This window comes from Cystobacter fuscus, assembly GCF_044360685.1.
In the GTDB taxonomy this organism is placed as follows: domain Bacteria; phylum Myxococcota; class Myxococcia; order Myxococcales; family Myxococcaceae; genus Cystobacter; species Cystobacter fuscus_C.
On record NZ_CP043491.1, the window covers coordinates 3350242 to 3365447 of the forward strand.

Annotated in this window: 11 protein-coding genes; 6 read left to right on the forward strand and 5 right to left on the reverse strand. The window is 66.0% G+C overall.

The window, feature by feature from the left end:
• The first annotated feature begins 63 nt into the window (after positions 1-63).
• The 4 genes from F0U63_RS13815 to F0U63_RS13830 all read left to right on the forward strand — a co-directional run bounded on the left by F0U63_RS13815 (position 64) and on the right by F0U63_RS13830 (position 4563).
• Positions 64-558, forward strand: coding sequence for a hypothetical protein (locus tag F0U63_RS13815; RefSeq protein ID WP_395846364.1), 495 nt, complete (start codon positions 64-66; stop codon positions 556-558).
• 75 nt (positions 559-633) lie between these two features.
• Positions 634-2601, forward strand: a complete 1968-nt coding sequence (gene acs, locus F0U63_RS13820) for an acetate--CoA ligase (protein WP_395846365.1) — start codon at positions 634-636, stop codon at positions 2599-2601.
• A 245-nt stretch (positions 2602-2846) separates the two neighbouring features.
• Positions 2847-4025 (forward strand): lactonase family protein, encoded by a 1179-nt coding sequence (locus F0U63_RS13825; RefSeq protein WP_395846366.1) that lies wholly within the window; start codon positions 2847-2849, stop codon positions 4023-4025.
• A 40-nt stretch (positions 4026-4065) separates the two neighbouring features.
• Positions 4066-4563 carry a CinA family protein gene (locus F0U63_RS13830; protein WP_395846367.1) on the forward strand — a complete coding sequence of 166 codons (498 nt, stop codon included), beginning with the start codon at positions 4066-4068 and terminating at the stop codon, positions 4561-4563.
• 191 nt (positions 4564-4754) lie between these two features.
• Here F0U63_RS13830 and F0U63_RS13835 read toward each other — a convergent pair whose 3' ends face one another.
• The 5 genes from F0U63_RS13835 to F0U63_RS13855 all read right to left on the reverse strand — a co-directional run bounded on the left by F0U63_RS13835 (position 4755) and on the right by F0U63_RS13855 (position 13721).
• Positions 4755-6311 (reverse strand): RNA-binding protein, encoded by a 1557-nt coding sequence (locus F0U63_RS13835; RefSeq protein ID WP_395846368.1) that lies wholly within the window; start codon positions 6309-6311, stop codon positions 4755-4757.
• A gap of 184 nt (positions 6312-6495) precedes the next feature.
• On the reverse strand, positions 6496-6927 hold the full coding sequence (locus F0U63_RS13840; RefSeq protein WP_395846369.1) for a nuclear transport factor 2 family protein: 432 nt from the start codon (positions 6925-6927) through the stop codon (positions 6496-6498).
• A 78-nt stretch (positions 6928-7005) separates the two neighbouring features.
• On the reverse strand, positions 7006-12312 hold the full coding sequence (locus F0U63_RS13845; protein WP_395846370.1) for an AAA family ATPase: 5307 nt from the start codon (positions 12310-12312) through the stop codon (positions 7006-7008).
• A 205-nt stretch (positions 12313-12517) separates the two neighbouring features.
• On the reverse strand, positions 12518-13060 hold the full coding sequence (locus F0U63_RS13850; RefSeq protein WP_395846371.1) for a TetR/AcrR family transcriptional regulator: 543 nt from the start codon (positions 13058-13060) through the stop codon (positions 12518-12520).
• 43 nt (positions 13061-13103) lie between these two features.
• On the reverse strand, positions 13104-13721 hold the full coding sequence (locus F0U63_RS13855) for a flavodoxin family protein (RefSeq protein WP_395846372.1): 618 nt from the start codon (positions 13719-13721) through the stop codon (positions 13104-13106).
• A gap of 397 nt (positions 13722-14118) precedes the next feature.
• Here F0U63_RS13855 and F0U63_RS13860 point away from each other — a divergent pair, with 397 nt between their 5' ends.
• Together F0U63_RS13860 and F0U63_RS13865 are read left to right on the forward strand one after the other, a co-directional pair.
• A complete protein-coding gene (locus F0U63_RS13860; RefSeq protein ID WP_395846373.1) occupies positions 14119-14622 on the forward strand; it encodes a hypothetical protein in 504 nt (167 codons plus the stop codon).
• Between the two features lie 49 nt (positions 14623-14671).
• A complete protein-coding gene (locus F0U63_RS13865; RefSeq protein ID WP_395846374.1) occupies positions 14672-15067 on the forward strand; it encodes a hypothetical protein in 396 nt (131 codons plus the stop codon).
• Positions 15068-15206 lie beyond the last annotated feature (139 nt).

The following is a 15206-nucleotide window of genomic DNA, read 5'->3' on the forward strand; positions in this document are numbered from 1 at the left end:
TCTAACCCCTGGCCTCCCCATTGCACCGCGCATGTGGGCCCGTGCTGCGTTAGCCTGCTCGCCGTGGCCGCGCTCCCTCTGCTCCGTTGGTTCCTTCCGTGCACCCTGGCCCTGTTGCTGGGGGGTGGCTGTACCCGCGCCAACCTCCAGAACGAGAAGCGCTATGAATTCACCACCACGGAGCTCATCCGGGATGACTGCGGCCTGCTCTCCTCGGAGGAGTCGCTCTGGGACGGCGAGCTGAAGATCGACGGCGATGTCGTGCGCATGACCTCGGACTGGCGGGGCCTGCAGCTCATCGGCTTCGTGCTTCCCCGCGGCGAGTTCAGTGATGACGCCTTCGTGCTCGATGGCAGCGAGTCCAGCGCGGCCATCACCCTGCGGGGCAAGCAGTGCCTCGTGGAGCAGGTGTGGATGCACCTGGAGGGCACGACGCAGTGCGCCAGGCGTTTCGACGGCGTGCTGAGCGTGCGTATCGAGCCGCGGGTGGAGCAGCCCGAGTGCGCCTGCCAGCTCTGGGTGAAGTATCGGGCAGTCCAAGACGACGGGTGCCAGTAGGAAAGCTCTGCTTGAGACTCCGGACGCGAGCCCTCTAGAAAGGGGGTATCCCGATACGTCACACCGGAGGATCTCATGGCTGAAACACCGCGTCCGAACCCGCAGGCATTGGAATCAGTCCTCGTGGAGAACCGGCTCTTTCCCCCTCCGGAGGACTTCTCGCGCCGCGCGCACATCGGCAGCATGGAGGACTACCGTCGGCTGTGGGACGAGGCGGAGAAGAACCCCGAGGCGTACTGGGGCGCGCGGGCGCGCGAGGAGCTGTACTGGAAGGAGCCCTTCCAGACGGTGCTCGAGTGGAAGCCGCCGCATGCCCGCTGGTTCGTCGAGGGGCGCACCAACCTCTCGTACAACTGCCTGGATCGGCACCTGCCGGCGCTCAAGGACAAGACGGCCATCCTCTTCGAGGGTGAGCCCGGGGATCGGCGCAAGGTGACGTATGGGGAGCTGTCGCGGCAGGTGAACCAGCTCGCCAACGGCCTGCGCGCGCTGGGCGTGAAGAAGGGGGACCGGGTGGGCATCTACCTGCCCATGGTGCCCGAGGCGGCGGTGGCGATGCTGGCGTGCGCGCGCGTGGGCGCGGTGCACTCGGTGGTGTTCGGCGGCTTCTCGGCCGAGGCGCTGCTCGAGCGCATGAACGACGCGGGGGCGCGGGTGCTGCTCACCGCGGATGGCGGCTGGCGCAAGGGCGCGGTGGTGCCGCTGCTGGACAACGTGCGCAAGGCGCTGCCGCAGATGAAGAGCCTGGAGCACGTGGTGGTGCTCCAGCGCACCACGCAGGGCACGCTGCGCCTGGAGGGCAAGGAGCAGTCCTGGAGCGAGCTGACCCAGAAGCAGTCGGACGTGTGCGAGCCGGAGTGGGTGGAGAGCGAGCACCCGCTGTTCATCCTCTACACCTCGGGCAGCACGGGCAAGCCCAAGGGCGTGCTGCACACGACGGGCGGCTACGCGGTGTTCGCCTCGCTGTCCTCGCGCTGGGTGTTCGACTTCAAGAAGGAGGACGTCTACTGGTGCACCGCCGACATCGGCTGGGTGACGGGCCACAGCTACGTCGTCTACGGCCCGCTGATGAATGGCGTCACCTCGGTCATCTACGAGGGCGCGCTCACGCACCCGGGCGCGGACCGCACGTGGGAGCTCATCGCCCGCGAGAAGATCTCCATCCTCTACACGGCGCCCACGGCCATCCGCGCCTTCATGCGCCTGGGGGATGACATCCCGCGCAAGCACGACATGTCCTCGCTGCGGCTGCTCGGCTCGGTGGGCGAGCCCATCAACCCGGAAGCGTGGATGTGGTACCGCGACGTGATTGGCGGCGGGCGCTGCCCGGTGGTGGACACGTGGTGGCAGACGGAGACGGGCGGCATCATGCTCTCGCCGCTGCCGGGCGCGACGCCCACCAAGCCCGGAAGCGCCACGCTGCCCCTGCCCGGCATCCACACGGAGGTGCTCGACAAGCAGGGCAAGCCGGTGGGGGCCAACCAGGGCGGCCAGCTCTTCATCACCCGGCCGTGGCCGTCGATGCTGCGCACGGTGTACGGCGACCCGCAGCGCTACGTGAACACGTACTTCAGCGAGCTGCCCGGCATGTACTTCACCGGCGACGGCGCGCGGCGGGACGACGACGGCTACTTCTGGTTGATGGGCCGCGTGGATGACGTGGTGAACGTGGCGGGCCACCGCCTGGGCACCGCCGAGGTGGAGAGCGCGCTGGTGGCCCACAAGTCCGTGGCCGAGGCGGCGGTGGTGGGCCGTCCGGATGACCTGAAGGGCACGGCGCTGGTGGCCTTCATCACGCTCAAGAAGGGCGTGGGCCACTCGCCGGAGCTCAAGAAGGAGCTGGCCTCGCACGTGGGCAAGGAGATTGGCGCCATCGCCCGGCCGGATGAGATCCGCTTCGCGGAAGGGCTGCCCAAGACGCGCTCGGGGAAGATCATGCGCCGGTTGCTGCGTGACGTGGCCAGCGGCAAGCAGACCACGGGCGACACCACGACGCTCGAGGACCTCAACGTCCTCGCGACGCTGCGCAGCGACGAGGAGTAGCGCTTCCTCTCTCGCGCGAGGGCCACGCCCGACTCGAGACCACGAGTCCGAGTCGGGCGGCGGCTCACCGCTCACCGCACCTGCTCGAACGACCACTGGCTGCTGATGGAGGAGGCCGGTGTTCACGCATTTTTCACCCCATGCGTAATAATCGCGATAGCAATGAAAAGTGCTAAATCGAGAAATACATGGTGAATCCAGAAAAAGCTGGTGTCTAGGAGAGATTTGGGTTTTCCATTGTTTCCATGAGCGAGACTGATCTGACGCGTCGTGGATTCCTGCGGTCCTCCGGTCTGGGTGTGATGGGCATGTACCTGGGGAACTTCAAACCGGGTTGGCTCGCGGTGCCCACGGAGTACTTCCTCTATGTGGGCACGTATACCTCGGCGGGCGGCGAGGGAATCGCCCTGTGCCGTCTGACGATGGCGACGGGCGCCCTCCAGAAGGTCGCTGTCACCCGGAACGTGTCCGAGCCCTCCTTCCTGGCCTTGGACCACAAGGGCCGCTATCTCTATGCCGTCAATGAGCTGGGGTCGTTCCAGGGCAGGCCCAGCGGGGCCGTGAGTGCCTTCGCCGTCAATCCCACGACCCGGGCGTTGACGCTCATCAACCAGCAGGCCTCACTGGGAGGCGCTCCCTGCTTCGTGAGCGTGGATGGGAACGACAAGTTCGTGATGGTCGCCAATTACAGTGGCGGAAACGTCGCCGTCTTCCCCATCCGGAGCGATGGAGGACTGGGCGCGCCCACGGATACGAAACAGTTCCAGGGGTCGGGACCCCATCCCAATCAGGGGAGCCCTCACGCCCACCAGATCCAGGTGGATGCCGCCAATCAGTACGCGCTCGCCGCGGACCTGGGCACGGACAGGGTCATGATCTACCGGTTCGACGCAACACTGGGAAAGTTGAATGCCAGTTCCCAGACGTCGTTCTCCACGAAGCCCGGAGCGGGCCCGCGCCATTTCGCGTTCCACCCCGGTCAGCGGTTCGTCTTCGTCATCAACGAGCTCAACTCGACGATCACCTCCCTCGCCTACGATCCGGCGCAAGGCACGCTGACCGAGGTGCAGACCGTTTCGACGTTGCCGGCCGGGTACACCGGAACCAGCTACTGCGCGGAGGTCCGGGTCAGCCCAGACGGCAAGTTCCTCTACGGCTCCAACCGCGGTCATAACAGCATCGTCGTCTTCGCCATTGATTCGCTGGGGAAGCTGACCCTGGTGCAGCACGCCTCCACCCAGGGGCAGTGGCCCCGGGATTTCATCCTGGACCCGACGGGCACCTACCTGCTGGTGGCCAATCAGCAGAGCAACAACATCGTGTCCCTCAAGAGGGACGCCGTGACCGGAAGGCTGACGACGACTGGCCTTTCCCTGGCCCTGACGGCTCCGACCTCCCTGCTGGTGGCTCCGTCCTCGGTCTGATGGGAGGACAGGCGAGGCCGAGGACGTTGGTCGGATACGGATGATGAGCGAGTCACCGGACGTGTTGGCGGTGGAGGTGTCGCGGCGCTGTCGTGAGAAGGGCGTGCGCCTGGTGCTGGTGGAGGCGTGTACGGGCGGCCTCGTGTGCGCCCGGCTGACGGAGGTGCCGGGCGCGTCGTCGGTGGTGGACCGCGGGTTCATCCCGTACTCGAACGAATCCAAGGTGGAGCAGTTGGGCGTGCCACTGGGGTTGCTCCTGGCTCATGGCTCGGTGAGCGCGGAGGCGGTGGAGGCGCTGGCCCACGCCGCGCTGGAGCGCTCCCGCGCGGACTGGGCGGTGGCGGAGACGGGCATCGCGGGGCCGACGGGAGGCACGCCAGACAAGCCGGTGGGACTGGCCTTCCTCGCGGTCGTGCGCCGGGGGGGGCGGGCCGAGGTGGAGCGCCACGTCTTCACGGGAGACCGGAGCGGGGTGCGCCGTGCCATCTCGGACCGCGCGATGGCTCTGCTGCTCGCGCGGCTGGAGTCCGAAGCGTGAGCGTGTGAGGGGAGCGACGGAGGAGGAAAACGAGGAAGAGGAGGGCGGCCGACAAGGAGTGAACGAGACGGACAATTGGGAATGTAGTCCCGTTCGCATTCGGCCTCCCCCCTCCGCCATGGGCCGGCAAGGGGTGAGTGAGACGGACAGTTTAGAATGTAGTCACACTCGCATCCGGCCCTCGGCGTTCCTCAAAGCTCGGTGCTCTCGATGGACTCCACCCACCGGCGGGCATCCAACCCGTCCCGGGTGAAGTCCGACATCAGCTCGAACACCACATCCGAAAAACCTCCCACGTTGATGATGTCCCCGCGCTCCGGCGCCTGGGTCGTCCGGTAGGGCTGGAGATCGATGCACACCAGCCGCGCGTTCGGATTGCGGCGCCGGAAGAGCTCCCACTGTCGCAGCGTCTCCGTTCCCGCTCCCGCCCGCGCGTCCACCCAGGACTCGTTGTCCGACACGAAGACGACCAACTCTCCTTTCGCCTGACGCGCGTTCAGCCACGCCAGAGGTGCGCTGCAATTCGTCCCGCCGCCACCCACCGCCGCCAGCCGTTGGGCGTTGGTCATGATGCTGTCGCGCGCCTGGAGGGCCAGCGGCACCACGTCATGCTCGAAGGGCACCACCTGCGCGCCCGGGTTGCGGCGCAGCATGGCCGCCGCCATCAGCGCGGCCACGTCCACGCAGCGCACCGCCGTCGTCGCCCCCTCGCGATGACCCGTCACCGGCGATTGCATGGAGCCCGAGACGTCCACGCAGACATAGGTCCGGCCCTGCACGCGCGGCACGTTCTCGATGGCCACTTCCATGGCCTGCTCCACCGCATCGCGCACCCGCGCAGGCACCGCGCGCCCCACCGCGCGCCACGTCGCCAGGAGCTGATAGGGGAACACCCGCGCCCGCCGCACCTCCGCCGGATCCGCCAGTCGCCGGGCGATCATCTTCTCCATGCCCGGTTCCTTGAAGACGCCATGCCGGGCGAAGGTGTTGAGGTTCATCCTCGTCATGTGCCAGGAGGCCCTCTGGGCGATACGCACCCACGCCTCCGTCTTCAGGGGCAGGGAGGTGAGCAGTTGAAAGGGCACCTCCGGCACCTCGCGCGAGGTGGGGCGGGCCTTGAAGTCCTCGTAGTGGGCCACCAGCTCCGGCAGGGCCTCGCGCGCGTGGGGCCGGCCCAGCAGGTAGCCATGGAAGGCCTCGCGCCGGGCCGTCTTCGGCTTGGGGTGCACCATGCGGACGATGTCCGCCAGCGAGGGGGACTGGCCCACCGAGTCACGAAAGAGCGTGTCCTCGTCGCGCGCCTCCAGCCACTCGCGCACCAGGCGCTTGGGGAGACTCCCCAACGAGCGGCGGGCCACGAGCCCCGAGCGCATGATCTGCACGAAGGTGCGCAGCATGCGGCCGTTGTCGATGACGCGCGGGAAGACGCGGGGCAGCAGCTCGGGCCCGAGCACCGAGAGCACCGCGCACAGCAGCGCCGGAGTGTCCTTCATGTACCCACGGTGGCGGCAGTAGAGGGCCGTGCGCGCCACGAACTCCGGCTCCACCTGGCCGCTCAGCGCGAGCAACTGATCGAGCTGAACCTCGGCCGCGGCGTAGAAGGTGCCGTTGAGGCAGCCGGTGGCCGCGTACTGGGCCAGCGCGTGCCGGGGCGTGAAGGCAAAGGCAGGAGCGCCCTCCTCGTTGAGGGCATCGGGCGGGGGCATCGCCGGGCCGCGAGGAGTCTGGAAGAGGGAGAGGTTCGCCATGCCCTGGCCTTGAGCATCGGGCGTGCCAGGCCATTCTCCGGGGGGCCCGTCCACGTAAACCCGCGTCTCTCCAGGGGCTTTCCTGGCCGGAACCCAGCGCCGGCCTGGGAGGCGCTTATCCCATGGGATAAGAACCTAGCCTATGGAATAGAGCCGCTCCACCCCCCCGCCGGAGGCTTACCGGTCAAGGCTTGACGGGGTGGCTGATATAGAGTTCCGAGGCGATGGTCTGAATCTGGATTTTTCCATTTTCGACCACGAAGGTGTCGCTGCCGAAGAACGTGTTTTCATTCTTCGGCGTATAGCGCCAGGTGAGGTAGATGACGCGGCCATTGATGGTCGGTTGATCCAACTGGTTCTGGCCGGTGCTGAAGATCTGGAACAACTGACTGAAGGCCCGGGCGATGCCTGCTTTGCCGCGGATGACCTGATTGTTGAGAATCAGGATGGAGCTGTCGGTGTAATCCGACGTGATGGCGGCGACGTCCTGGGCCGCCCAGGCCTGGATGTGGTGCTGCCAGACTTCTTGGGTGCTCGGGGTGGCGGCCCAGGCTGGAGCACTGAGGGTCAATGCGGCGAGGACGCTGAAAAGAGTGGTTTTGAAGGACGCGGCCATCGGATTTCTCCATGAAGCGAGTTTGGGAACGCGGCGGGATTTAACACGTGACCCTCGCATTCATGGGGTGGCTGGCCTTCAAGGCTCTTTGGAGTCCGATTCAAAAGTGCGGGTAGGGGCGAGAAAGGGGATGAGCAGGGTCGCGGTGGTGCCGCGGCCCGGGCCCTCGCTGTCCAGGGAGAGACGTCCGCCCATGAGTCGCGCGGCCAGGGCGCTGGAGTGCAGGCCGAGCCCATGGCCGTGGGGGAGGGTGGTGAAGCCTTGGGTGAAGAGGTGCGGACGGATGTCCGGAGCGATGCCCACTCCCGTGTCCATCACCTGCAGGCGCACCCAGTCGCCCTCTTGGGCCAGACGGAGGGTGAGGTGAGGTGCGGGTTGGGGGTGCGCTTCCAGGGCCTGGCGGGCATTGCTCAGCAGGTTGAACAGGATGGTGAGCACCTTGTGCTTGTCTGTCTTCACCAGGGGAAGGGCTTGTACGTCGCGGGAGATGGTGACCTGGGCCTGAAGCAGGGCGCCTTGTTGAAGACGCAGGGCCTCCTCCATCAACTCGCCCAGGTCGCACTCTTCCCACAACAGGGTGGAGGTGGCATGGATTTGTTGACTCTCCACGATGGTACGTACCCGTGACACCTGGGTGTCCAGGGTGTCCAGACTCGTGGCGAGAGACGCCTGTTCCCGTTCCAGCTCCTTGGCCAGTTGGGTGAAGTAGTCCACGAGTTCGAGGCCGCGCGCGTCCCGTGTGAGGAAGTCGGCCAGGTGGGCACGGTTGTCTTCCAGAAGGGCGGCGGCTTGCCGGAGGCGGCCCACGCGGGAGGTGGCGAGCGTGTCGCGCATCAGCGTGGTGTCCACGACGATGCTGGTGAGGGCGTTGCCCACGTCATGGAGCACATTGGAGGCGATTTCCGCCATGCCCGCCCGGCGGGCGGTTTCCACCCACTTGGCCTGGGCCCGCTTCAACTCGTGGGTGCGCTGGTGGACGCGCGCCTCCAGCTCCTCGTTGGCCTGGCGCAGGGCGGCCTCGGCCTTCTGGACGTTCGAGTAGAGCCGGGCATTCTCGATGGAGATGGAGGCCTGGGAGGCGAGGTGCTCCAGGAGCGAGAGCCGGGCGGGGGAGAAGGCCTCCTGGGTCAGGGAGTTCTCCAGGTAGAGCAGGCCGAAGACGGCTTCCTGGCGACGCAAGGGGAGGCAAAGGATGGAGCGGGCGGAGGACGAGGAGAAGTAGGGGTCGGAGGAGAAGGGGTGGGGCCGAGAGGTGTCGTTGAGCAGGACGTGCTCACGGGTGCGCCGCACGTAGGACAGCAGGGACAGGGGCAGTGAGCTGGCGGAAAGGCTCCCGCTGTCGGAGGGGGAGGAGGGCTGGAGCGCGACCAGTTGGAGTGCGTCGTCCTGGAGAAGGAAGAGGGCGGCGCGCTGGGCACCGGCGCTCTCCAGGGTGACACGCAGGAGGGTGGCCACCAGGGGCTCGAGGAGGATTTCGCTGGAGATGGCCTGCTGGGCCTTGATGACGGCGAGTGAATCGACGTGCTGGGGGCCTGTCCCCTGCTCCGTGGTGGTGTCCTGGGCGGAGGCGGGCGCGGGGAGCAGTTGCTGCCACAGCTCCTCCAACTGGTGGACTTTTCCGTGGGCCCCCCATTGGAAATAGGCCTCGCGGGCCTGGCGGATGTAGGCGGTCGCGAGGGAGGGCAAGCCCAGGCCCTTGCAAAAACGGGCGGCCAGCTCACTGGCGAGGCCCACGAGGTGGGGGCCGCCGTGTTCGCGAGCGGCGAGCAGGGCGGCCTCGTAGGCACGCAGGGCCTCCTCGGTGTTGCCGGAGAGCCGGGCCAGCTCGGCGGTCACCATCCTCTCGGCGGCGAGGTAGTTCGCCGGGCACCCGCTGGCCCAGGCCGCGAGCTGTTGACGGTGCTTGTCGAGCTCGACGAGGAGCTCCCGCTGTTCGGCGGGGGACGCGCTCCGGTGGCAGGCGGCCAGTGTCAGCGCCCCATACAGATGATAGGTGAACCGCATGGGATCGCCCGGCGCTCTGGGGGCCTTCTCCGAGGCCTTCGCGCGGGCCTGGCGGGCCTGCTCGTAGTCACCACACATGAAGCGCGACTGCATCTTGATGTGGAGGAACAGCCCGTGGAACTGAGGCGAGCCACTCCTCACGAGCTGTTCTTCGACGCTCGCCTCATCGAACCCCTCCCCATCGAGAGAGGAGAACGAGGGCGTGAGCCCTCGCAGTTGCTGCACGAGGCGCAGGTTATAGCGCGCCAGGTGGGCGAACATGGGATGGCTGGACTTGCGGACGAACTCCTCGAAGGCCTTCGACTCCTGGTGGAGCTCGGAAAGCTCACGACCCTCGAGCAGGAGGTTTCGGATGAGCGAGAAGCAAGACGCGCAGGCTCCCGGATCGTCTCCCCTCAGGACTGCTTCTCGAAGGGCGGCGAGGATGGTCTCTCGGACCTGGGCGAAGGGGACGGACAGACTCTGGATGGTCGCGGAGTAGTTCAGCACCCGGATCTTGTGAGGGGAGAGTGGGTAGCGCTCACTCAGGCGGAGGGCGAGTTCGCCAAGGGCGCGTGCTTCACCGTATTTCTGGCGATTGGTGCCATACCAGGAGGAGCAGAGGACATAACTGTTCGCGGACGCTTCCGTGTTGCCGTGGCGGATGCTCAAGATCGCCGACTGGAGGGCGGCCAGGGTGGACAGTCTGACATTGGCGAACAGGGCCGAGGCGCTCAAGGCCGACAAGACGTCGATGGTTGCCGTCAGGTCCGCATCCGTCGGGGAGGGCAGGGCGAGGAGCTCCTCGACGGAATGCCGTTGCAGCAACAGTCCCAGTTCCTCCTCGGCCCGGTGGAGTTCCTCCTCGGGCGGGGTGAGCGTCAGGTCCCATCCGAATTTCCGCAGGCATTCCAGGAGGGTGCTGACAGCACCCTGGGTGTTGCCGGCGAGGCCGTGGAGGCGGCCCCTGAGAATGTGGGCGGCGGCCATGTCGGAGCGCGTACGGGCCTGGCTCAACAACTCCTCCGCCAGGAGGACGGCCTTGTCGGAATGGCCGCTCATCGAATCACTGGTGATCTGCGCCGAGCGCAATTTGAAGGTCAGGGCATGGTCGGCTTCCCAGGGGTCGCCGGGCAGCAGGGAGAGGGCCATGGTGAAACAGCCCACGGCCGAATGGTGGGCCGAGGCGGCCCTGGCCCGGAAGCCCGCCCGTGCGTTGAGGTGCGCCAGGCGCGAGCGCTCCCCCTCGTCCCCCATCAGTTCCACGCCCGCGTTGAGCTGGCCCACGACATCGAAGAGGCGCTCGTCGAGTTCTTCCGGAGACAGGTCGTGCAGCCATTGGCGGCCGATGCGCAGGTGCGCGCTCTTGCGCTCCTCGTCCGGGAGGAGCGCCTGGGCGGCTTGTTGGATGTGGTCGTGGAGGAATCGCGGGTGTTGGGAACCCGTCCATTCCACCAGTCCCTCCCGCAGGGCGGGCTCCAGGCCATCCTCCACCTGGGAGACCTCCCGCCGGGTCAGGTGGGCCAGGAGGGAGAGCGGGAAGGTGCTCCCCACACAGGCGGCCAGCTGGAGCAGGTGTTGCGTGTCCTCGGGCAGATGGCGCAGCCGGCCCACCATGAAGTCCACCACGTTGTCCGAGTAGCCACGCGCCTTCACGCCCGCTTCGTCCCAGCGCCAGCCCCCCTCGGGCGCACGCGTCACCAACTCCTCCTGGTGGAGCGTCTGCAACAGTTGCAACAGGAAGAAGGGATTGCCCGCGGTCTTTTCCCAGACCAGGGCGCACAGTGGCTCCACGACGTCCGGACGGGCACCCGGGAGGGCCTCCGCCACCAGTTGGCGGGTCTGCTCGGGGGACAAGGCTCCCAGGTGGATGTCCCCGAGCCGGGCCCCCGCCTTGCGCGCCTCGGCGAGCGCCGACAGGAGGGGATGCGAGGGGCTCACCTCATTGTCCCGATAGGCGCCCACCAACAACAGGGGGGGCGTGTCCGGATGGGACGCGAGGTATTGCAACAGCTTGAGGCTGGCGAGATCCGCCCACTGCAAGTCATCCAGGAAGAGAACCAGTGGGCGCTCGCTCGTGGCGAAGACGCTCAGCAGGCGTTGGAAGAGATGATGGACGCGGTTTTGCGCGGCCTCGGGCGATAGTTCCGCCACGTCGGGCTGCTTGCCCAGGACGAGCTCCAATTGCGGCACCATGCCCAACAGCCTCTGTCCTTGCCCTTCCAGGGCTTCCAACAGGCGGTGCCGCCAGGTGGCGAGCTCCTCGTCGCTCCCGGCCAGGAGGTGCTGGATGAGGCCTCGGAGGGCCTGCACCAGCGTGGCGTAGGGCACGTCCCGCTGGAACTGGTCGAACTTGCCGTGAAGGAAGAAGCCCCGGCGCCTCAACACGGGCTTGTGCAACTCATGCACGACGGAGGACTTGCCAATGCCCGAGTAGCCGCGGACCAGCACCCACTCCAGCCGGCCCTCCCGTGCCACGCGCTCGAAGGTCTCGAGCAGGGTGTCCACCTCGGCCTGCCGGCCATACAACCGCTGGGGCAGCAGGAATCGCGCGGGCACGTCCCGCTCCCCCAGGGGGAAGTCTTCCTCTCCACGCTGGATGCGCTCCAGATCGAACCGCAAGCCCTCCGCTCCCTGGTAGCGCTCCTCGGCCCTCTTGGACAAAAGCTTCATCACCAGGGCGGAGAGGAGGGGTGGCACCGCGGGTTCCACCTGGTGCGGGGGCAGCGGTGTCTGGGCCAGGTGGGCGTGAAACCACTCCAACAAGTCCCTGCCCTCGAAGGGCAGACGTCCCGTGAGCATCTGGTAGAAGGTGACGCCCAGGGAGTAGAGGTCGGTGCGGTAGTCCAGCGCCCGGTTCATCCGCCCGGTCTGTTCCGGAGACATGTAGGCCGGAGTCCCCTTCACGAGCGGCGCGGGAGACGCCTCCACATGCTCCATCCGCTGGAGGGTGGAGATGCCGAAGTCGATGAGCCAGGGCCGGCCGGAGGCGGACAGGAGGATGTTGGCCGGTTTGATGTCCTTGTGGATGACGCCCCGGCGGTGGACCTCGGCCAGGGTGGCGCACAGGCCGAGGGCGATGGGGAGGAATCGCTCGGGAGCCAAGGGCGGACCCAGGTGCGCGAAGAGCGGGGCGCCGCCTTCGTCCGCGAGGATGAGGACCGGACGCTCCTGGAGCAGCTCACAGGCGTGGACCTGGATGACTCCGGGTGTCCCGCGCAGCCGTTGGAGGAGCGTGTACTCGTGCTGGAGGAGCGCTCGTTCCCGGGCTCCCGGGAAGTCGGAGCGGGGCGTCTTGAGGATGACGGGCTGGCGATCCACCTCTCGGAGTGCACGGTAGAGGAGATGGGAGGACGTGGCTTGCAGGAGTCCGAGGAGGGTATAGCCAGGGCAATGAAACATGTGGGTGCACCAAGAATGGCCCGTCTTGTGCTCGAACCAGAGCACGGCCTTGGTGGCTTCCCATAACCCTTCAGCAGGAGGTTTCCCCCTTGATGCGTCAATCAGGCCTGGCCGCGCTCCTCGGGGTGCGGCGGTGGCGCATTTGTTCGACGTACCTCGACGAATGACACCAGCTCGCCGGACAGGGGGCCTGACGGCCCATGGTTCAGGGGGAGGTCGTGTCCGCCCCGGCTTGAGCACGCAGCAAGCGCATGAAGCTCGCGATCTTCCGCCGGGTCTCTTTTTCGTCCGTGGCCAGGTTCTGCTCGAGGGTGAGGCCCGAGAAGAACGTCAGCACCAGGTCGGCCAACGCCTTGGCGTCGCCCGAGGGCAGCGCGGCCTCGAGGTTGCGCGTCAGGGCCGAGCGGAGTTGGCGCCGGTTCTCGCGAATCAGTGTCTCGACAGCGGGGGGCAGCACCGCCACCTCGCGGAACGAGTTGACGAACAGGCAGCCTGGCGAGCCGTAAGCGCAGCGCAACCCGAGGGCGAGGAAGCGTTCGACGTTGTCCAGGCCCAGGGGTTGGGCGGAGAGGAGTTCATCCGTGTGGGCCTGCTCGAGGTAGAACTTCAAGCTCTCGGTGAACAGGTCGTCCTTGCCTTGGAACTCGGAATAGAGCCCTGACTTGTTGACGCCTGTCGCACGCTCGAGGTCCTGAAGGCTCGTGTCGGCGTAGCCCTTCTTCCAGAACACGCCGATGGCTTTTCTCATGACCCCTTCCCGGTTGAACCCCTTGGGTCGTGACATGTTCCACTCACTTTCGCTGGGCGAGGACCGCCCGGCCGACCTTCAATTCCCTGGCGACGTTCGTCACGCGCTGCCCGAGGAACTCGGCGGTTCTCAAGTCGGCCGGCGGTGGCGCGACGTCCGAGGATTGATCGAGGTTGGATTGAGCCGCCACGCCCAGAGTGTACGCATCCCGGTTGAGCACGTCCTCGTTGGTGAAGGAGCGGTTGTTGCCATACGGCAGGCCCAGGTTCACCCAGTGCATGTGGTGCTGCGCCGCGAACGTCATGAGTTGAATCAGGGAGTTCTGCTTGTCGCCACCCCGCGAGCCGCCATTGGTGAAGCCCGCGGCCACCTTGTTGGCCCAGCGCTTCTGCGCGTACTGCAGGTGAGAGGTCGCATCCATGAAGCCCTTGAACTGAGCCGACAAGCTGCCCATGTACGTGGGCGCGCCCATGATGATGGCATCGGCGGAGTCCAGGACGTCCCAGTGCTTCGGCGCATCTTCGGCCCAGAGGAGTTGGACCTCCGTGTTGGGCACCTTCGCGGCACCGGCCGCGACCGCCTCGGCCACCTTCGTCGTGTGGCCACCACGACCGCTGTGATAGACGACCACCACTCGAACGGTCTCGGACATATCGGACATAGCAGTTCCTCTTCTTTCGGATGTGCGCCGTGACGCCCGTTGCGAGCGAGTGCGGCGGGGCTCGTCATTTGAACCGATCGGTTCAATACGCCGGGGCTTTTTTCATTTCAAGCCCATTCTGTGCGTGACGTGGTGCCGCACACGGGGCCTGAAGGCCCATTGTTCAGGGCGTACCCATGTCCGCCCCGGGAAGGGTGTCGGGAAGGGGTGCCAAATGACTCGTTCCGACATCTTTCCTCTCACGGAATGTGTCAAACCCGACTTTCGCTGTTTTGAGCCAGCCGAGCGCCGCAGTTCATGCGACCCTCGGCTGAAGCTGTGCATGGGGTGGTCTACTCCGCCGAGGTTGGACGGGAGTGCAGATAGCTAACGGAGTGAAGCGCCGAGGAGCAAGGCAATGTACCCATCAGGCCTGACGCGGTTGATGGCGCTGATGGTGGCCGTGGCAGTGGTAAACCTCGGATGCGCCCACACGCAAGTGCCCGAGCGCAAGATGTACCTGATCACCGAGAACGCAAGCAGCATCGACTTTCAAGAAGATGCACGCGGCATCGGTGGCGCTGGAGCTGAGGCTTATTGCAACGAACTGCAAATACAGTGCTACGACAAGTGCTGGAGGCGCAAGCCTCCTGTTTGGAGCATCAAGAAACACTCCGCTGTACACCGCGAATACTGCACCAGGACGTGCCGCGAAGAATTTAATGAGTGTGTCGACAAACAAGAGGAGCTCGAGCGGCAAGAGTCACAGAGCAAGAAGCTGACATTTCCAAGCATGAGCGAAGCGCTCGACTGGCTCAAAGAGCACACACCCGAGGCACCGCCCGGAACTCATGTGGTAGTGGCCGGAGTAGGCTTTGTCATTGCGATAATTGGTGGCGCGCTCTTTCTTGTTCCCATCTAACCCTAGACTTCGCCTCCAGTAGGAAGAAACCGAAAGGCTCGGCGCCGCCATGCCCTATATCCCAGACTTCGACACAGAGGCAATTCTCCACATTCTCAACTCAATCATCCAGAAGCACCCAGAGGGATCACCGGAGAGAGACGCAATCGAGCTTGCGCAGATTGCATTGATCTATCCCCGCCACATCCGGAAAGAGGATGACTTTCGCAGGTTCTACAGGGATGTTTATGACCCCTCATTCAAGCTGAAAGTCTCCCATGAGTTTTCAACACGGGAAGAGGCGGACAAATGGCTGGCCAGCGGGAAGGCAGAGGACGCAGAGCGCGTCAGAATCGCTGGAAAGGGTTTCATGGTCGTCCGATTGCCTGGGCGGTTTACGTTCATGAGCGCACCCCTAGAAGGGGAAGAGGTGGAAACAGACGAATCAGAGGAGGATTCCGAGTAGGCGACAGATGGAGAAGCGGATGCTGGGGCCGCCAGCGGTGAGTGCCTCGGCCTCGTCACGCGAATGGACGTACCGCAGCCGACGCTCTCATGGTTGCTGAGGGCCGCCTCGATCGCGGAGCCTCGTTTTACGTGGGCTG